Origin of the sequence: Pseudarthrobacter siccitolerans (genome assembly GCF_001046895.1) — a bacterium.
Taxonomy (GTDB): Bacteria; Actinomycetota; Actinomycetes; order Actinomycetales; family Micrococcaceae; genus Arthrobacter; species Arthrobacter siccitolerans.
On record NZ_CAQI01000047.1, the window covers coordinates 1 to 18,726 of the forward strand.

The 18,726-nt window shown below is 66.3% G+C and carries 15 protein-coding genes and 1 pseudogene; 10 read left to right on the plus strand and 6 right to left on the minus strand.

What is annotated here, in order from left to right; genetic code table 11:
* The 3 genes and pseudogenes from ARTSIC4J27_RS22815 to ARTSIC4J27_RS14840 all read left to right on the plus strand — a co-directional run.
* Positions 1-1,296 (plus strand): annotated as a pseudogene (locus ARTSIC4J27_RS22815) (hypothetical protein); the annotation flags it as partial.
* A 292-nt stretch (positions 1,297-1,588) separates the two neighbouring features.
* Positions 1,589-2,806, plus strand: coding sequence for a serine/threonine-protein kinase (locus ARTSIC4J27_RS14835; RefSeq protein WP_050055976.1), 1,218 nt, complete (start codon positions 1,589-1,591; stop codon positions 2,804-2,806).
* Positions 2,803-3,312 carry a hypothetical protein gene (locus tag ARTSIC4J27_RS14840; protein ID WP_235436698.1) on the plus strand — a complete coding sequence of 170 codons (510 nt, stop codon included), beginning with the start codon at positions 2,803-2,805 and terminating at the stop codon, positions 3,310-3,312. Before ARTSIC4J27_RS14835 ends, ARTSIC4J27_RS14840 begins: the two co-directional genes overlap by 4 nt.
* A 153-nt stretch (positions 3,313-3,465) precedes the next feature.
* Here the strand turns inward: ARTSIC4J27_RS14840 and ARTSIC4J27_RS14845 are convergent, their stop codons facing one another.
* Complete coding sequence (locus ARTSIC4J27_RS14845) at positions 3,466-5,685, minus strand: NADP-dependent isocitrate dehydrogenase (RefSeq protein ID WP_050055977.1); 2,220 nt, start codon at positions 5,683-5,685, stop codon at positions 3,466-3,468.
* Between the two features lie 310 nt (positions 5,686-5,995).
* Between ARTSIC4J27_RS14845 and ARTSIC4J27_RS14850 the strand changes: the two genes are divergently transcribed.
* The gene (locus tag ARTSIC4J27_RS14850; protein ID WP_050055978.1) at positions 5,996-6,967 is read left to right on the plus strand and encodes a trypsin-like serine peptidase; all 972 of its coding nucleotides are present in this window, start codon (positions 5,996-5,998) and stop codon (positions 6,965-6,967) included.
* Positions 6,948-7,124, plus strand: coding sequence for a hypothetical protein (locus ARTSIC4J27_RS22945; RefSeq protein ID WP_167344680.1), 177 nt, complete (start codon positions 6,948-6,950; stop codon positions 7,122-7,124). The genes ARTSIC4J27_RS14850 and ARTSIC4J27_RS22945 overlap by 20 nt, the downstream gene beginning before the upstream one ends.
* 155 nt (positions 7,125-7,279) lie before the next feature.
* On the opposite strand, the gene purH is transcribed toward ARTSIC4J27_RS22945, so the two are convergent.
* Positions 7,280-8,977: a bifunctional phosphoribosylaminoimidazolecarboxamide formyltransferase/IMP cyclohydrolase gene (gene purH, locus ARTSIC4J27_RS14855; protein WP_050055979.1), complete on the minus strand. Its 1,698-nt coding sequence runs from the start codon at positions 8,975-8,977 to the stop codon at positions 7,280-7,282.
* Positions 8,978-9,118: 141 nt separating this feature from the next.
* Between purH and ARTSIC4J27_RS14860 the strand changes: the two genes are divergently transcribed.
* Positions 9,119-10,471 (plus strand): MFS transporter, encoded by a 1,353-nt coding sequence (locus ARTSIC4J27_RS14860; RefSeq protein WP_050055980.1) that lies wholly within the window; start codon positions 9,119-9,121, stop codon positions 10,469-10,471.
* A gap of 137 nt (positions 10,472-10,608) precedes the next feature.
* Here ARTSIC4J27_RS14860 and purN read toward each other — a convergent pair whose 3' ends face one another.
* Complete coding sequence (gene purN, locus ARTSIC4J27_RS14865) at positions 10,609-11,187, minus strand: phosphoribosylglycinamide formyltransferase (protein WP_050055981.1); 579 nt, start codon at positions 11,185-11,187, stop codon at positions 10,609-10,611.
* Between the two features lie 39 nt (positions 11,188-11,226).
* Between purN and ARTSIC4J27_RS14870 the strand changes: the two genes are divergently transcribed.
* A complete protein-coding gene (locus ARTSIC4J27_RS14870) occupies positions 11,227-11,658 on the plus strand; it encodes a hypothetical protein (RefSeq protein ID WP_050055982.1) in 432 nt (143 codons plus the stop codon).
* 10 nt (positions 11,659-11,668) lie between these two features.
* Here the strand turns inward: ARTSIC4J27_RS14870 and ARTSIC4J27_RS14875 are convergent, their stop codons facing one another.
* On the minus strand, positions 11,669-12,982 hold the full coding sequence (locus tag ARTSIC4J27_RS14875) for a cell division protein PerM (RefSeq protein WP_050055983.1): 1,314 nt from the start codon (positions 12,980-12,982) through the stop codon (positions 11,669-11,671).
* A gap of 151 nt (positions 12,983-13,133) precedes the next feature.
* Here ARTSIC4J27_RS14875 and ARTSIC4J27_RS14880 point away from each other — a divergent pair, with 151 nt between their 5' ends.
* Positions 13,134-13,595, plus strand: coding sequence for a DUF4383 domain-containing protein (locus ARTSIC4J27_RS14880; RefSeq protein ID WP_050055984.1), 462 nt, complete (start codon positions 13,134-13,136; stop codon positions 13,593-13,595).
* 293 nt (positions 13,596-13,888) lie between these two features.
* Here ARTSIC4J27_RS14880 and ARTSIC4J27_RS14885 read toward each other — a convergent pair whose 3' ends face one another.
* The gene (locus tag ARTSIC4J27_RS14885) at positions 13,889-14,746 is read right to left on the minus strand and encodes a DUF2382 domain-containing protein (protein WP_050055985.1); all 858 of its coding nucleotides are present in this window, start codon (positions 14,744-14,746) and stop codon (positions 13,889-13,891) included.
* Between the two features lie 360 nt (positions 14,747-15,106).
* Between ARTSIC4J27_RS14885 and ARTSIC4J27_RS14890 the strand changes: the two genes are divergently transcribed.
* Both ARTSIC4J27_RS14890 and ARTSIC4J27_RS14895 read left to right on the plus strand, forming a co-directional pair.
* On the plus strand, positions 15,107-16,282 hold the full coding sequence (locus tag ARTSIC4J27_RS14890; protein WP_050055986.1) for a glycosyltransferase family 4 protein: 1,176 nt from the start codon (positions 15,107-15,109) through the stop codon (positions 16,280-16,282).
* Entirely contained in the window at positions 16,279-17,670 is a 1,392-nt protein-coding gene (locus tag ARTSIC4J27_RS14895; protein WP_050055987.1) for a UDP-glucose dehydrogenase family protein, read from the plus strand. Before ARTSIC4J27_RS14890 ends, ARTSIC4J27_RS14895 begins: the two co-directional genes overlap by 4 nt.
* Here the strand turns inward: ARTSIC4J27_RS14895 and ARTSIC4J27_RS14900 are convergent.
* On the minus strand, positions 17,667-18,533 hold the full coding sequence (locus tag ARTSIC4J27_RS14900) for an HAD hydrolase family protein (protein ID WP_050055988.1): 867 nt from the start codon (positions 18,531-18,533) through the stop codon (positions 17,667-17,669). The two genes, ARTSIC4J27_RS14895 and ARTSIC4J27_RS14900, sit on opposite strands and share 4 nt — an antisense overlap.
* Positions 18,534-18,726 lie beyond the last annotated feature (193 nt).

The window sequence follows — 18,726 nt, forward strand, 5'->3', positions numbered from 1 at the left end:
GCAGCAGCGGCCGACCTGACCGCCGCAGCAGACGTAGCCGTCGACCTGGGCACCTCCACCGGGACCGGTGAAACCACCAGCCCCGACCTCGCCGCGGCAGCCATCGTTGACCTTGGCCTCGGCAACACCGACGCAGCAGCGGCCGACCTGACCGCCGCAGCAGACGTAGCCGTAAACCTCGGCACCGCCACCGGGACCGGCGAAACCACCAGCCCCGACCTCGCCGCGGCAGCCATCGTTGACCTTGGCCTCGGCAACACCGCCACCGGCGGCACCACCGACGCAGCAGCGGCTGACCTGACCGCCGCAGCAGACGTAGCCGTCGACCTGGGGAGCGCTGGCACGTCTGACGGCCTAAACACCGCTGTGGACGCAGTGGTTGACCTCGACCTCGGCAGCACCGGAACCGGCACCACCGACGGGCTCACCTCCGGCGGTCTCGACGCCGTCGTAGACGCAGTCGTCGACCTCAACCTCGGCAACACCGGAACCGGTACCGACGGCACCACCGGCGGCCTCAACACCGCTGTGGAGGCAGTGGTTGACCTCGACCTCGGCAGCACCGGAACCGGCACCACCGACGGGCTCACCTCCGGCGGGCTCGACGCCGTCGTAGACGCAGTCGTCGACCTCAACCTCGGCAACACCGGAACCGGCACCACCGACGGGCTCACCTCCGGCGGTCTCGACGCCGTCGTAGACGCAGTCGTCGGCCTCAACCTCGGCAACACCGGAACCAACGGAGCCGGCACTGTAGTTGACGCAGTGGTTGATCTCGGCACAGGCAACACCGGCGGTACGGGTGGACTCGACGCCGGGATCGACCTGGGCATTGACCTCGGCATAGGTCTGGGCGGCGACGGCAACGGCACCGAAACCCCAGGCACCGGCACTCCGGGAACGGACAACCCCGGAACTGAGAACCCGGGCGACGGCAACACCGGAGGCACCGGCACTGTTGACCCCGGGACAACCACTCCGGGCGGAAACACCCCCGGCACCGGCACCGACGGCAACACAGGCAACACTGGCACTGGCGGTAACACCGGTACTGACACCGGTACAGCCGGTACAGCCGGTACCGGCGGCTTCTCCGCAGCACCGGCAGGCTCCACCGCAGTGAGCGGCGCTATCGGCGTCGACAACAGCGCGGGCAGCACCGCTGCCCAGGGCGGGACTGCTCAAGGCAGCACCGCCCTGGCCAACACGGGCATGGACGCTTCGCTCGTCCCGCTCGCCCTGCTGCTTCTGGTGGCGGGACTCCTGGTCCTCCTCCGCAAGCGCAAGGTCTCCTAGGCGCCTCACGCTTTGTTGACCGTGCCTGCGCCATGCGCCTGAAGCGGCAGCAGCAAGCAGGCTGAGGGAAAGGAGGACCCCGCAAAACATACGAAGAAAAACACTCAAATTCACGCAAACATGTCATCAGCACACATGTCCTTGTGGCCGGTGGTCCGGCGGCGGAAGCTAGAGGTTCGCCGGCGGGCCGCCGGCGTTTGGCAGAACAGAAGCGCAGGCCAATCCCCCTGATTACTCCCCCGCCCGTATAATTTGAGGTACGACAGTGCCGCGGCGCACCGGGAGGAACGGTATGGTGGCGGAATCGCCTAGCTCCATCAAGAATGAAGTGGTCGGCGGACGTTATCGGTTGGGTGAGGTCATTGGCCGCGGCGGGATGTCATCGGTTTATTGCGCCCGGGACGAGAAACTGGGCCGCGATGTTGCCCTCAAACTCTTCGCGCCCCAGGCGCCGGACGCCGATGAGTTAAAGCGCCAGGAAGCGGAGATCCAACTCCTGGCAACGCTGAACCATCCCGGCCTGGTGACACTCTTTGACGCCGGCATCGACACCCGGGTTCACGATGAACCCAGGCCCTTCCTCACCATGGAACTGGTGGACGGCCAAGACCTGCGGACCCGGATCCGGCACAGCCGCGTCCCGCTGGATGAGCTCTCGGTGATTGGAGCCGGCGTCGCCGACGCCCTGGCCTACGTTCACGGCCTCGGGATCATCCACCGGGACATCAAGCCGGCCAACATCCTGCTGGTGCAGATCCGTCCCGGCGAACCCCTGCGTCCCAAGCTCACGGACTTCGGTATCGCCAGGATCGCGGACGCAACCCGCCTCACCGCTACGGGAACCATGGTGGGCACGGCCGCCTACCTCAGCCCGGAGCAGGCCCTGGGCCAGCCCCTCTCCCCCGCCTCGGACATCTATTCCCTGGGACTCGTGCTGCTCGAATGCATCAAGGGCACCATTGAATACCCGGGCGGCGCGGTGGAGTCCGCGGTGGCCCGCCTGCACCGCGCACCGGAAATACCTGAGGATCTGCCCGACGAATGGGCCGATCTGATCCGGTCCATGACAGTCATCGAGCCGCTGGAACGACCCGCCGCGGCGGACATCGAAAGTGCTTTACGGCAGGCGCTGGTTTCCCCCGCATCCACACCGGGAGAACTCGTTCCGGAAACCACGCGGGTCCTGCCGGCCATGCCATTCCACCCTCCTTCCATCACTGCTGAGGAATCGGTGGATGAACTCCGGGAGGCAGCGGGGCCCCTGGACGAAGCCCCTTCGCCGGCCCCGGGAACCAAAGTACAACAGCCCGGAAAGAAGCTGGCAGGTACGTCCCGCCGCAGGCGGATCTGGCTGGCGGTGCTTTTGGGGGTTGTGGTGTTGGCAGCCGCTGTAGCCGCCGTGCTGATGAGCCTGTCCACCCAGTCACCGCCCGACGTCGTGCCTTACCCAACGGTCACCGGCGTCCTGGGCGACCATCTGGAGGAGCTCCAGAAGAGCGTGGAGCCGTGAGGCGGACGCACATCCGCGGTTCGTTGCCGCCGCGGGCTACCGCATGGACGGCAGCCGTGCTGGCCGCCGGGCTGCTGACCGGCTGCGGCACCAGGGACGCAAGCCTGCAGCCGGGCGCGGCGCGGCAACTCCAAGCACGTGTCCTGGAAGTGAGCGAGGCTTCCTCGCGGAATGATCACGCTGCGGCACTGCAAGCCCTTCAAAACCTTGAGGCTGACCTTGCGGCTGCGCAAAGCAAGGGGCAGGTTTCCGAGGAACGGCAGCAGACCATCGCCACCATTGCCGCCGCCGTGCGCGCCGACCTCAACGAGGCCGCTACGGCGAAGGCAGCGGAAGAGGCGCGCATTGCTCAGGAGGCGGCCGCTGCCCAGGCCTCACAGGCAGCCACCCAAACGCCGGCTCCTGCCCCGGAGCCCGCCCCAACCAACGGCAACGGGGACGGGGACGGGGACGGGGACGGGGACGACAAGAAGGGCAACGAGGACAAAGGCAAAGGCAAGGACTAACGCCGTCGGGCGCCGGAAGAAGGTCGTACGACGGCGGTGCGCCTGGAAAGTGCGCACGCGGACGTCCCAGCCAAACGGCGAAGAGGCGGTGCCCCGGGTATCCGGGACACCGCCTCTTGGCGTTGCCTGTTCAGAAGGACAAGAAGCCCCGCGCTAGCTCAGGGTGGAGAGCACCTTGTTCAACGTGGCGGACGGGCGCATCACGGCGGAAGCCTTCGCGTCGTCGGGGTGGTAGTAGCCTCCAATGTCCACCGGGGAGCCCTGGACCTCGGCCAGCTCGCCCACGATCGTCTCCTCCTTGGAGGAAAGCTCGTTGGCGATGGAGCTGAAGGCGGCGGCCAGGTCGGCGTCGGCCGTCTGCTTGGCCAGCTCTTCGGCCCAGTAGCGGGCCAGGTAGTAGTGGCTGCCGCGGTTGTCCAGCTCTCCGGCACGGCGGCTCGGGGACTTGTTCTCCAGGAGGAAGGTGCCGGTGGCGCGGTCCAGGGTGTCAGCCAGGACCTGGGCGCGGGCGTTGCCCGTGGTAGTGGCCAGGTGTTCGAAGCTGACGGCCAGTGCCAGGAATTCACCCAGGCTGTCCCAGCGGAGGTGGTTTTCCTTGAGCAGCTGCTGGACGTGCTTCGGGGCGGATCCGCCGGCGCCGGTTTCGAAGAGCCCGCCGCCATTCATCAGCGGAACCACGGACAACATCTTGGCGCTGGTGCCCAGCTCGAGGATGGGGAACAGGTCGGTGAGGTAGTCGCGCAGGACGTTGCCGGACACCGAGATGGTGTCCTCGCCCTTGCGGATGCGCTCGAGTGTGAACTCGATGGCCTTGACCGGGGACATGATGCGGATGTCCAGGCCCTCGGTGTCGTGGTCCTTGAGGTACTCGTTGACCTTGGCGATGAGGTTGGCGTCGTGGGCACGCTCCTCGTCCAGCCAGAACACGGCCGGGGTCTGCGAAGCGCGGGCGCGGGTGACGGCCAGCTTGACCCAGTCGCGGATGGGCAGGTCCTTGGTCTGGCATGCGCGCCAGATGTCCCCGACGGAAACCTCATGCTCGATCAGCACGTTCCCGGAGCCGTCCACGATCTGCACCGTGCCCGCTTCCTGGATCTCGAAGGTCTTGTCGTGGCTGCCGTATTCTTCGGCGGCCTGGGCCATAAGGCCCACGTTCGGGACAGTACCCATGGTGGTGGGGTCGTAGGCGCCGTTGGCGCGGCAGTCGTCGAGGACAACCTGGTAGATGCCGGCGTAGGAGCTGTCCGGCAGGACCGCCAGGGTGTCGGCTTCCTTGCCGTCCGGGCCCCACATGTGGCCGGAGCTGCGGATCATGGCCGGCATGGACGCGTCCACGATGACGTCGGAGGGGACGTTCAGGGTGGTGATGCCCTTGTCCGAGTCCACCATGGCCAGGGCGGGACCTTCTTCGAGGCCCTTTTTGATCAGGGACTGCACGCCTTCGCGGACGTCCTCGGGAAGGTCCTCGAGGCTGCTCAGGATGGCGGCCAGGCCGTTGTTGGGGCTGATGCCGGCGGCGGCCAGCTGCTTGCCGTAGGTCTCGAACAGTTCTGAGAAGTAGGCCTTGACCACGTGGCCGAAGATGATGGGGTCCGAAACCTTCATCATGGTGGCCTTCAGGTGGGCGGAGAACAGCACGCCCTCTTCCTTGGCGCGGGCAACCTGTGCCTGCAGGAACTCGTCCAGGGCGGCGGCGCGCATCACGGTGCCGTCGATGACCTCACCGGCCAGGACCGGGAAGGCCTTCTTCAGGACCTTCACCGAGCCGTCTTCGCGGACCAGCTGGATCGCGATGGTGCCCTCGGACTCGATGATCACCGACTTCTCGTTGGAGCGGAAGTCGTCCTTGCCCATAGTGGCCACGTTGGTCTTGGAGTCAGCAGTCCAGGCGCCCATGGAGTGCGGGTTCTGGCGTGCGTAGTTCTTGACCGACAGGGGTGCGCGGCGGTCGGAGTTGCCCTCACGCAGGACAGGGTTCACGGCGGAGCCCTTGATCTTGTCATAGCGCGAGCGGATGGCCGTCTCCTCGTCGGAGGAGGGGTTGTCCGGGTAGTCGGGCAGTGCGTAGCCCTGGGCCTGCAGCTCTGCGATGGCCGCCTTCAGCTGCGGGATGGAAGCGCTGATGTTGGGCAGCTTGATGATGTTGGCTTCCGGCGCCTTCGCCAGCTCGCCGAGTTCAGCAAGGGCGTCACCGATCTGCTGCTCGGGGGTCAGGTAGTCACCGAAGACGGCGATGATGCGGCCGGCGAGCGAAATGTCGCGGGTTTCCACCTCCACACCTGCTGTCGAAGCGAAGGCCTCGATAATGGGCAGGAACGAATAGGTAGCCAGCATCGGCGCTTCGTCGGTGTGGGTGTAGATAATCTTGGACATGCGCGGGCGTCTCCCTGTGGGTCGGCTTGGTTATCATCTACAACTTACCCGAGTACGGGCCTTAGAACCCTACTGGCGCCGCATGGTTACTACGGCGGTGAGCAGGATTACAGCGATGCAGAACCGACGACGACGCCACCCGCCCGGGTGCCTGCGCCCGCCGTCGGGCTGTCCGGCCCGATACGTCTCCAGCCCGCTTACGGCCGCTACATGATACGTCACTACTATTTACAAATCTGTCATATCCCGATAAATTCGGGACGTCACTTCCGGCCCTTCCCACGGCCATCCCCGTTAAGACAGGACAACCATGACACGCACCAGGTCTCTGGCTACCGGCCTTTTGGGCCTTTCGGCCGCAGCCGTTCTGGCACTCACTGCAGCCGGCGGCGCCACTGCTGCCCCGGCCGCTTCCGATGACGCGAAGAACCCCTCCGTCACGAGTGCGGCCGTTGAAAATGCGGGTGCAGCCGATTACTGGACGGCAGACCGGATGCTGACCGCCATCCCCGGCGACGTCCTGGCGGGCAAGGCGCTGGAACGGGGCAACCGGTCCAGCCCGCTGATTGTGGAAAAGGGCAAGAGCACCGAGGTTAAGGCCACCAAGGGCAAACCGACCCTCGCGCAGAGCGAAGCACCCGTGAAGACGGTGGGCAAGGTCTTCTTTACGCTTGCCGGCGCCAACTACGTGTGCTCGGGCAACTCGGTGTCCGCCAAGAACAAGAGCACCGTGTCAACCGCCGGGCACTGCCTGAATGAGGGCCCCGGGACGTTCGCCACCAACTTCGTTTTTGTTCCTGCCTACGAGAACGGCACGGCCCCTTACGGCAAGTGGACCGCCACCTCCCTGCATGCACCCACCCAGTGGAGCAGCGGCGGGGACATGGCCTATGACACCGGGTTCGCCGTGGTGGGTCCGAACAGCAGCGGGCAGAACCTGGCCGACGTCGTCGGCGCCTCGGGAGTGGCGTTCAACCAGGCACGGGGCCTGACCTACAAGTCGTTTGGTTACCCGGCGGCCTCACCTTTCAACGGCGAAACCCTCAAGAGCTGCACCGGTCCCGCGTCGAATGACCCCTACAACCCGCAGTTCAACACCCAGGGCATCCCCTGCGACATGACCGGCGGTTCCTCCGGCGGCCCGTGGTTCATCGGCACCAGTTCCTCCGGCGTCCAGAACTCCATCAACAGCTACGGCTACGACCGTTCGGCCGTTATGTACGGCCCGTACTGGGGTTCGGTCATCCAGCAGGCTTACAACAGTGCAGCAGCAGCACGGTAAGGAAACGGGGTCCGGCGAGGATGCCGTCAGCCGCAGCGACCTGAACCAGACGCGCGAGAAGATCCTCGAGTACTGGACTGAGGAGCGGATGGCGGAAGCCAAGCCCCGGGAGCTTCGGCTCCCCCGGCCCGGCCCGCCGCCAGGCGAGCAGGACTAAGCCAGCAAACAACGACGGCGCCCGTCCCCTTGAAGGGGACGGGCGCCGTCGTTCGTTTTAATTGGGCCCACGCCGGCAGGGTTCCCTGGCCGAGCTTAGGAAGCCGGTGGTTGGGCCCACGCCGGCAGGGTTCCCTGGCCGAGCGGGTTAGTGGATCAGTGGAAGAAGTGGCGGGCACCCGTGAAGTACATGGTGATGCCGGCCGCATTGGCTGCCGCGATGACTTCATCATCGCGGACCGAACCGCCGGGCTGGACCACTGCCCGCACGCCGGCGTCGATCAGGATCTGCAGGCCGTCCGCGAACGGGAAGAAGGCATCGGACGCCGCGACAGCGCCGCGGGCCCGCTGAGGTGCACCGCTCGCGTCGGCATTCGAGGCACCGCCGGGGGCATCGCCCCCACCAGCATCTCCGGACTCCACCTGCACGCCAAGGGTGTTGGCCCGTTCGACGGCAAGGCGGCAGGAATCCAGGCGGTTGACCTGTCCCATTCCGATGCCCACAGCAGCGCCGTCCTGGGCCAGCAGGATGGCGTTGGACTTGGCGGCGCGGCATGCCCTCCAGGCAAAGGCGAGGTCTGCGAGCGTCTTGTCGTCCGCGGCCTCACCGGCGGCAAGGGTCCAGTTGGCGGGGTTGTCGCCGTCGGCATCAACCTTGTCGCTGACCTGGACCAGGACACCGCCGGAAACCTGGCGGAGCTCCGTGGGGTAGCGGCCGTAGCCTTCCGGGAGGGCGAGCAGTCGGATGTTCTTCTTCTTGGACAGGATCTCCACGGCCTCCGGGTCGAAGCCAGGTGCGATGACAACCTCCGTGAAGATGTCCTTCACCGTGTTGGCCATGCCGGCGGTGACGGTGCGGTTCGCGGCAATCACACCGCCGAATGCGGAGACGGGATCGCAGGCGTGCGCCTTGGCGTGGGCGTCGGCAATAGGGTCCACGGCATCGGCAGCGCCCACGGCAACGCCGCAGGGGTTGGCGTGCTTGATGATGGCGACGGCGGGCTCGATGAAGTCGTAGGCGGCGCGGAGGGCAGCGTCGGCGTCAACGAAGTTGTTGTAGCTCATGGCCTTGCCGTGCAGCTGATCAGCCTGCGCGATGCCGGCCGGGGCCGCCTTGTCAACGTAGAGGGCTGCCTGCTGGTGCGGGTTCTCGCCGTAGCGGAGCACCTCGGAGCGCTCTAGCGAAAGGCCGGCGTAGGCGGGCCAGTCGATGACGCCGTCGCCGTCCTCGTCCAGGAACTGGCTCGCGGTCCAGGTGGCCACGGCGTTGTCGTAGGAGGCGGTGTGGGCGAACGCCTTAGCGGCCAGCCGGCGTCGGGTCTTCAGGTCGAAGCCGCCCTCGGCGGCAGCGGAAACCACCTGGCCGTAGAAGGACGGGTCCACCACAATGGTGACGGCGGCGTGGTTCTTCGCGGCCGAACGCACCATGGCGGGGCCCCCGATGTCGATCTGCTCCACAACGTCGTCCTGGGCAGCGCCGGACTTCACCGTCTCGACGAACGGGTACAGGTTCACCACCACCAGGTCGAATGGTTCGATCTCCATGCTGGTGAGCGTTTCCATGTGCGCCGGGACGCGGCGGTCGGCGAGGATACCGCCGTGCACGCGCGGGTGCAGCGTCTTCACGCGGCCGTCCAGCATCTCGGGCGAGCCGGTGACTTCCTCGACTTCCTGGACGGGGATACCGGCGGCGGCGATCTTTTTGGCCGTGGATCCGGTGGACACAAGCTTCACGCCCGCTGCATGCAGGCCCGAGGCGAGCTCCTCCAGACCGGTCTTGTCGTAAACCGAGATCAGGGCCCGGCGGATGGGAACACGGTCAATGGATACGCGCTCATGCTGCGTGAAGCTCACAAATGTCTCCGTCTTATCTCGCGGACCAGTGCCGCGGTTGGTGGGGATACGGCCAGTTTATCGCGAAGTGCAGTTTGCCCCCTGTGCAGGCGGAAGTGTGAACGCCGGCGGGCCGGGCTAAAGTTCTTGCAGGAGGCTGCGATGAATACTTACACCACTGTGCCAAGCGGCGAGCAGGTGGTCCAGGAACTGCCATGGCGATGGAAAGTCCAGGGCAGGATTTTCGTGATCGGCGGCCTCGGTTTTATGTTCGACGCCTGGGATGTGACCCTCAACGGCATCCTCATCCCGCTGCTCTCCACGCACTGGGCCCTGACCCCCGGCGAGGTTGCCTGGGTGGGAACGGCCAACCTGATCGGCATGGCCCTGGGTGCTTTCGTGTGGGGCACCATCGCAGACACGATCGGGCGCAAGAAGGCCTTCACGGCCACCCTGCTGATTTTCTCCCTGTTCACGGTGCTGGGCGCCTTCTCCCCCGACTTCATCATGTTCTGCGTGTTCCGGTTCATGGCCGGGTTCGGGCTGGGCGGCTGCATTCCGGTGGACTATGCCCTGGTGGGTGAGTTCACGCCCCGCAAGCAGCGCGGCAAGGTCCTCACGGCCATGGACGGCTGGTGGCCGGTGGGTGCTGCGTTGGCCGGCTTTGTCTCCGCCGCGCTCGTGGGCCTGTTCGGCGACTGGCGGCTGACCATGCTGGTGATGGTGCTGCCCGCGCTGCTGGTGTTCTGGGTCCGCCGGAGCGTGCCCGAGTCTCCGCTGTTCCTGATCCGCAAGGGCCGGCGCGAGGAAGCAGCCAAGGTCATCGACGGACTGGTGGCTGCCACCGGGGCGGAGCCGCGCGCCTACAGCCTGCCCGACGCCAAGGAAGTACCCCGGCTCTCGGCGGGCAGCGCCTGGCACCAGCTGCGCCTTGTGTGGCAGTTCAACTGGAAGATCACGGCTGCGGCCTGGTCCCTGTTCTTCACCATCCTGCTGGTCTACTACCTGTCCCTGACGTGGATGCCCCGGATCCTGATCGGCGCCGGCTTCGCGGAGTACAAGGCGTTTGTCACCACGGCTTCCATGGCTGCCGTCGGGCTCCTGGGCGTTATTGTGGCGGCCCTGCTGGTGGAGCGGGTGGGCCGCAAGTGGATCCTGGCCATCACCGGTCCTCTGTCCGCGCTCACCCTGGTGATCGTGGCGATTGTGGTGGACATCCCCACGGCGGCGGTGTTCTGGCTGCTGGTGTTCGGGTTCGTGGTGCAGGTGGCCATCCCGGTCCTGTACGCCTACGTGTCCGAGCTCTACCCCACCGAGCTGCGCGGCACTGGTTTCGGCTGGGCATCCACGTTCTCCCGGCTCGGCGCCGGCTTCGGCCCGCTCATCTTCGCGAACTACTTTTGGCCTGAACTCGGCCTGGCCACGTCCTTTGCGCTGGCCGGCGGGCTGGTCCTCCTCGCCGTCCTGTGGATGGCGTTCTTCTCCCCCGAGACCAAGCAGCGCCGCCTCGACTAGAAGGCCAGCGACCCGCTTGTTCAAATTCGACGCGCACGTTCCGTGGCGCACAGCAAATTTCGGGTGCGCCACAGCGCATGCGCCTCGAAAAGGAATATGCGCGTCGACGGCGCCGGGGCGGCGGGACCAGGCCTGGGTCAGGCGTGCGAGGGGTGGGCGGCGGCGAGGGATGCCAGCGTGGACACCAGCAGCCGGCGCTCCACCACCTTGATGCGCTCGTGCAGGGTTTCCTCGGTGTCGGACTCCTCGATGGCCACCGCTTCCTGCGCGATGATGGGCCCGGTGTCCACGCCCGCGTCGGCCCAGTGGACAGTGCAGCCGGTAACCTTCACGCCGTACGCCATCGCGTCCCGCACACCGTGGGCGCCGGGGAAAGCCGGGAGCAGGGCGGGGTGGGTGTTGAGGTACTTGCCGTTGAAGGCATCGATGAACTCCGGGCTGACAATGCGCATGAACCCGGAGGAGACCACCACATCCGGCTCGAAAGCGGCTACGGCTTTGGTCAGGGCGGCGTTCCATTCGGCCCGGTCCGCGTAGTCCTTGAAGTCCACAACAAACGTGGGGATCCCGGCAGCGGCGGAGCGTTCCACCCCGTAAGTGCCCGGCCGGTCGGCACCCACCGCCGCGATTTCCACGTCCAGGTCCCCTGCCTTGACCGCGTCTATAACTGCCTGGAGGTTGGACCCGGTACCGGAAACGAGGACTACGATGCGCATGGCTCTAGCTTATGGGCAGCCTCGCGTAGGCTGGAAAACATGAACTCCACACCTCAACCGGCTGGGCAGCAGCGCACAAAACCGCCGCTCAGCGAGGCAGCCAAGGCCTCGCTCGCCAAAACCCACACCCTGTTCCGGATCTTTGTGGTTTCCGTGCTCGGCGCCTTCTTTGTGTACCAGCTGGACGTCAATTACCTCTGGCTGACGGCCCTGCTGACGGTGGCCAGCCTCGCCCTGGGCGTGGTGCTGCTGGTCCGCGCCGCGCGGCTGAAGGAGTCACGGCTTGTCCTCATCGGCACCATCTCGGGCCTGGTGGTGTCCGCGATCATGGTGCTGCTGATCCTGGTCACGGCGCTGTTCTTCGACGAAGTGCGTGAGTACCAGGCGTGCGCCGGCCGGGCGTTGACGGACCAGGCCCAATCGGCGTGCCGGGTGCAGCTGCAGGGCTCGTTGCCTGCCGGACTTCCCTAACGCCCAGGTCCTACCGGACCAGCTCCGCGTCCTCTTCCTTCGGCGCCTGCTCACGTTCCAGCCACGGTCCGGCCGCGTACCCAATCACGACGCCGGCAGCCACTTCCGCAGCCACCCACACTCCCGTCCACAAAGGGTCCGGCCCAATCGCCGTGAGGCGTCCGATCCCGGCCGAGCCGCGCCCCAGCCAGGCAAGCCCGGCGGTCAGCAGCCCGGCAGCCAGCCCGCACAGCACCCCGAGCACCAGCGTGGAAACCGTGGCAGTGAACCACCGGGCACGGACCTTGATGGAGAGCCATTCGTCGAAGTGGTTTTCGCCTTCGCGCAGGAACCACCAGCCAGCCAGGACACCGGCGAGGACCGGGACGATCAACGCGGCGACGGCGTACTCCAGGGACCCGGCCGGGATGGCGGCCAGCACCGGGATGGAAGGGAGCGGACCTACGGCGGTGCCCAGCGGGCCAACCTGGGAACCCACGCCCATGGCAAAACCTGAGCCTGACGTCCAGGCGAGGGCAAACACCACAAGGTTGGGCAGGAACCCCAGCTGCGCGATGGTGAGGGCGGCACCTCCCACCGCGCCGGCGTCGAGCGCCTCATAAACCGCGACCACAAGGTTCCAGTGGATGAACAGGTCAACCGCCAGCAGCAGTGCGGCGAGCGCCAGCGCGGATACTACCGCCACAAAACCGGCCTTCGCCGCCGAACCCAGGTAGGACCCTGCCCAGCGCGAATGCTGGCTGGTTCGGGAAATCCAGTCCACCGCGTCGACGCCGATCAGCCGGCTCCAGGAGCCTGCCTCGCGGCGGGCGCCGATCACCATGCCCAGGGCGTAGGGAATGAGGGGGATCAACATGGCGTGCCAGGCATTGATGCCGACGTCCGGCGTGCGGCAAATGAACCCCGTTGCCGCACCGAACGCCGCGTACACCACCCAGGAACCGAGGAGTGCCTGCCACAGCTGGTCCGTATAAGAGGCCCGGGCCAGCCGGCGGCCTGCCCGCCAGGCCAGCAGGAAGGGGATCAGCGTGAGGCCGAGCGGAATCAGCGTGAGCAATCCGGAACCGGGGCCGGCAGCGGCGGTGGAACCGGCAGCTTTGAGCTCCAGCGGCACCCCGTGGACCAGCAGCCAGGACTGGCCGGCCAGGCGTGCCAGGAAGTCCACAGCGCCGTCATGGAACCCGGCCGTTGCCCAGACCGCCAGGACCGGAGCGATCACCACCAGTGCCGAGATGATGGCTGCCTGGGCCGTCTCGAGGGCACCCTGCAGCCACAAGGGCATGGGAAGGCCACGGTCTCCGGTCTGATCAGCGCGCAGTTTCATCGTTTTCCATGGTGTCACGGCGGCCCCGCCCGGTCCGTGACCGACAGGCATAACCCCCTGTGGGCACCGACTCAATGCCCCTGGCGCCGGCGCTTTTCGGCAGGGTCAGCCGTAAAATTGAACTGTCCACATGAGTGGCAGGAGGCAAAGAATGACTACCGCATCCCCACATGCACACGGCGTTCACTTTGGCCGGGCAGACGTCCAAAACGTTGGCATGGGAGTGGGAATTGTTTTGATGCTGGTGGGTGTCCTGGGCTTTATCCCGGGAGTTACCACCCAATACAGCGAACTAATGTTCCTCGGACCGGCGTCGCACGCCATGTTCCTTGGCGTGTTCCAGGTATCCATGCTGCTTAACATTGTGCAGCTGGCTATCGGCGCCACGGGACTGGCAATGTCCCGCACCGAGCACGGCGCGCGCAATTTCCTTCTCGGAGCAGGCGCGCTGTACATCGTCCTGGCCATCTTCGGGCTCATTGTCGGCGTTGATTCGGCGGCGAATTTCCTGTCGCTGAATATGATGGACAACTGGACCCACCTGGCACTGGGCATCGTGATGATTGTTGCCGGCTGGCTGTTCTCCAGGAATAGGGCGGCCGACAGGACATAGCCCGGTATCCGTAACCCGGGAAACAGGAGCCGCGAATGGAAGAAGAACACTAAGTTCTGAAGATATTCGTCCTACTGGCTGGTGCAGTTGCGCTTCCGGGTGCGGCTGCGCCAGCATCCGCGGCTACCGCCCAGCGGGCGCCGCGGCAAGAGAACAAAAGTTCCGCATGCACGGCAACGCCGGGAGTCCCCAAGGACTCCCGGCGTCGTTCACTGCGTAATCTCTTCCGTGGAGGTTGCCTTCGCGCCGGTCCGTTCAGCAGCGCGAAGGTGTCACCTCAGCCGCGGGAAGGATCAGCGGCGGAAGTCGCGGTCCACGCCGTCACCGTCGGCCTCGATGTGCTCCTTGCGGACTTCCTCGTTGACTGTGACGTCGTCCTGGACCACGTCCTTGTCGAGGCGCACCCGCTCCACGGGGACGGTCTCCTTCTCCACCACGGGGCGTTCCTCGTGCAAGATCACCTCATGCTCTTCTTCGCTGATGTCCGGGCCCCTGAGTGCCTGGCCGCGGTTCGCGTCGGTGATGGGCTCCCGCTCCAGGCGGACCTCTTCACGCTGCACCGGAACCGTCTTGGTGACGTTTTCCGTGGTCACGTACTTCCGGAGCCGTGCCCGGCCGGCGGTCTCGCGCTCGGTCCCGACATGGAGTCGTTCCTCGGAGCGGGTCATGGCGTCGTCGGTGGTGGGGCCGGAGGTGTCGCGGCCAACCGTTTCACGGTCGGAGGCGTAACCGGCTGTACCCGCATGCGGCGTGCCGGCGTTGAGGTCGGCGTCGCCTTGCAGATCGACGTCCCTGCGGGTGTCATCGCCGCGGCTGTCGGAGTAGGTCCGGGCCCCGCCGCGCTCGTAGTACGTGTAGAGGCGGTCCTCTTCCTCAGGGGTGAGGTGCCCGTCCACGTCCACCCGCGGGGCGTCCTTGATGTACTCCTTGGTGTACGGAACCACCAGGTCGTCGCCCTGGGTGTGCGCTCCTTCTACGGGAACGAAAGACTGGGACGTGCCGAAGAGACCGGTCTTGACTGTGACCCAAGTGGGCTCACCGGTGTCATCGTCTGCGTAGAGCTGCCCGATTGAGCCGATCTTCTCGCCGTCTGAACCGAGTACGTTGCCGTTCTTGTTGAGCAGGCTTTCAAGGTTTTCCCTGTTGAGCATGACGTCTCCTTGGATTTGTCGTTGCGCTGGGTCAAGCCAGCATGGATGTCCCGGCCCCGGGGTCTCCCCCAGTGCACGGCCTCCGCCCCCTTTGCTAGAGGCATCGCGCTGACTGCCCAACTACAGTAAGCATGCTTAGCATCAAAAGGAAAGTCTACTTAGTAATTTTTTCGTGCCGGAAGTGCCGACCCCCACCTGACGAGCCGTTTTAGCCTGAAAAAAACTTCGGCCCACGGCGCCAGTGAAACGTGCCGGCGCTCGAAACAGGAAAGCCGGCGCGGAGCTGATGTTTCCCAAACCTTTGCCCCGGCGTCACATCGGATCCCCCGCCCGGCAAGGCCCGGCGTCCACCGTGGAGGGGTGAGGATCGCAATCGTTGCTGAATCATTCCTGCCCCTGATGAACGGCGTTACGCACTCCATCCTGCGGGTGCTGGACCATCTCCAGGACCGGGGCGACGACGTCCTGGTCATTGCTCCCTCCGCGCTGGACGGCGAAGCGCCGGACCACGTCAAGGGCGCGGAGATCCACCGGCTCCCGGCGGTTCCGTTGGCCGGATACGCGAACGTTCGGGTGGCAATGGGCGGTGTGTACCGGGTCAAGCGAATCCTTGCCGACTACGCACCGGACGTGGTCCACCTCGCCTCGCCGTTCGTCCTTGGCTGGCGGGCCGCCCAGGCGGCCCACCAGCTCGGCATCCCCACCGTGGCCATCTACCAGACCGAAGTTCCCGGCTACGCGGCACGGTATGGTGTCCCGTTCCTGGAGAACTGGGCCTGGAACCGGGTGGAGAACATCCACCTGCTCGCAACCCGCACCCTGGTGCCATCCACGTTCGCGCTGAACCAGTTGCGCGGCCGCGGCATCCCCCGGGTCCGGATGTGGCGGCGCGGCGTGGACACGGCGCGCTTTTCACCGGCAAAGCGCGACGACGGGTGGCGGGCTTCGGTGGCTCCCCGCGGTGAGAGGATCATCGGCTACGTGGGCCGGCTGGCTGTGGAGAAGCAGGTGGAAGACCTGGCCGCCCTGGCCGGGATACCCGGCACCAGGCTCGTGATTGTGGGCGACGGTCCACAGCGGGCAGCCCTGGAAGAGGCCCTCCCCCAGGCGGCTTTTACCGGGTTCCTAGGCGGCGAAGACCTGGCCCGCGCCATTGCGTCCTTCGACTTGTTTGTCCATCCCGGCGAGTTCGAAACATTCTGCCAGACCATCCAGGAGGCCATGGCGTCGGGTGTGCCCGTGGTAGCTACGGGGCGTGGCGGCCCCCTTGACCTGGTGGAGAACTCCCGGACCGGTTGGCTGTACGAGCCCGGAGACCTGTCCGCCATGCGCGCCCGCGTCCTGGACCTGATGGGCGACGACGCCAAGCGCCGCGCCTTCGCCGCAGCAGCACACTCGTCGGTGCAGCACAGGACCTGGCCTGCGCTCTGCCGGGAGCTGGTCCGGCACTACGAAGAGGTCATCGACGGTACACCGGTTCCCCGCGCTGCGAGCGCAAGGCCCCACTCAACCAACCCCGAAGAGGCAATACCGTGAGGATCTCCGTGATTGGCTGCGGTTACCTCGGCGCAGTCCACGCCGCCACCCTGGCTTCCATGGGGCACACAGTGGTGGGCATTGACGTCGATCCCGGCAAGGTGGGCCAGCTGTCCCGCGGCCAAGCACCCTTCCACGAACCCGGCCTGGACGAGCTGCTGCAGGACGGCCTCGCTACCGGCCGGCTGAGCTTCTCCACGACGGCGGCCGCGGCGAAGGGCGCGCAGGTGCATTTCCTGTGTGTGGGAACGCCGCAGCACAAGGCATCCGACGCCGCCGACCTCACCTACCTTGTCTCCGCCGCTGAGGCGCTGCTGCCGCACCTGGCCGCGGGCGCCGTCGTCGTCGGAAAATCAACGGTGCCCGTGGGCTCCGTGGAGATGCTCCGGGGGGTGCTGGGGAGCCGGCCGGATGTGCTGCTGGGCTGGAACCCGGAGTTCCTCCGGCAGGGCACGGCGGTGAAGGACTCGCTGGTGCCGGACCGGCTGGTCTACGGGGTGGACGGCGGCCGGGCGGCAGCGTTCAACGCGGACACCGGCGCACCCATGGGTGTGACTGCGGCCCTGGACGCTGTTTACGAGCCGCTGCTCGACGCCGGAATTCCGCGCCTGGTCTGCAATTTTGCCACTGCCGAACTCATCAAGTCGGCAGCAAACGCGTACCTGGCCACCAAAGTCAGCTTCATCAATGCCGTGGCCGAACTTTGCGACGCCGCCGGCGCGGACGTGGCGGAGCTCAGCGAGGCGATGGGCATGGACCCGCGGATCGGCGGCCGGTACCTGCACGCCGGCCTGGGTTTCGGCGGCGGCTGCCTGCCCAAGGACATCCGCAGCCTCCGCTCCCAGGCCGCCGGACTCGGCGTCACCGCCCTGGAGGACTGGATGCAGCTGGTGGATTCGGTCAATCTCGGCCAGCGCGCCCGGACCATCAACCTCGCCGCCGGGCTCTGTGGCGGGAGCCTCGCCGGGCGCTCCATCACAGTGCTCGGCGCGTCCTTCAAACCGGACACCGACGACATCCGCGACTCCCCCGCCCTGGACGTCGCCGACCGGCTCGCGGCTGCGGGGGCGCACGTGACCGTCACTGATCCCAAGGCGGTGAACCATGCCTGGCGGCGCTATCCGCGGCTCCGGTTCGAGGCGTCCATCCTGCAGGCGCTGCAGGATGCCGATCTGGTGCTGCTCCTTACCGAGTGGGATGAGTACCGCAGCCTTTCGCCCGGGGTTGCGGGGGCGCTGGTACGACGGCGGGTGGTGCTGGATGCACGCAACGTGCTGGATGCGGCGGCCTGGCAGTCCGAAGGCTGGGTAGTGCGCGGCCTCGGAACCTCTGCCGGCGCCATGACTTCCACCCAGCTCTCTGGACCATCCGGCCGGGTGAAGGGTTAGCCAAGAAGTCCCAGGCCGGCAAAGGCGAGCGCCACGCCATTGCCGGCCGGGCCTGGCGTAACCCTGTCGGCCACGGCCAGTACCTTGGGGTGGCCGTCCTCCACGGCGATGCCAATGGCTGCATACTCGAGCATTTCGATGTCATTCGCGCTGTCGCCGATGGCCACAATGTCCTCGCGCCTCAGGCCCAGATGCTTCTCCACCACCTGGATGCCCACCGCCTTGTGGGTTCCAGCCATAAAAATTTCCCCAGCGGTATCGCCGAGTGCGGACAGCGAACTGGGGATGAGTCCAACGTTTGGGCCCAGCCCCGCCATCAGGCCGGTCAGCGGAACCGGGGAGTCAAAACAGGAGATCTTGGCGTAGGACACGGACCGGAGGTCATCGCTGTACTGCACCGGGCCCAGGATGTCCTCCACCGGATCAACGTCGGTGCTCAGGACGCCGTCGTGCCCGGACCTGCCGGCGAACACGGGCGTCAAAACGCGCCGCAGGCGCTCATCCACGCCGGTCCTTCCATGCAGCGCTTCCGGCGCCTCGAGGATGTAGGCCACGTTATTGGCGTCAAGCGTGTCCACGATCCGCGCCGCCAGGTCGGCGCTGAACCGCGTGTCCTTCAGTACCTCGCCGTTCAGGTCCACCCGGGCACCGGCTCCGGTGATCACGCCGTCGAACCCGGCATCCAGAATGTGGCCGGGCACCATGGACAACGGCCGGCCCGTGCACACGAAGACGAGGTGGCCCTGCCTCCTGGCTGTCTGCACAGCTTCCACATGGGCATCCGGAACCACACCGTGGTCCGCATAGGTGCCGTCGATATCGAGGAAAATGGCACGTGGCCGGATGGTCTGCGGGCTGGACATGCCGGATCTCCTTGGTTTTTCGGCCGGAAACAGCCAACTCTATCGAAGCGGCCGCCGGAAGCCCGAAAACCGCGGATCCTCCTGCCAACGCCGGCGCCGGCCGCAGCAGAAGGCACGTCGACCGGCCAAACTGACAGTCATCCCGTGATAAACAAACTCTTGAAGTGTAGTAAGCACGCTGATTGAATTAGGG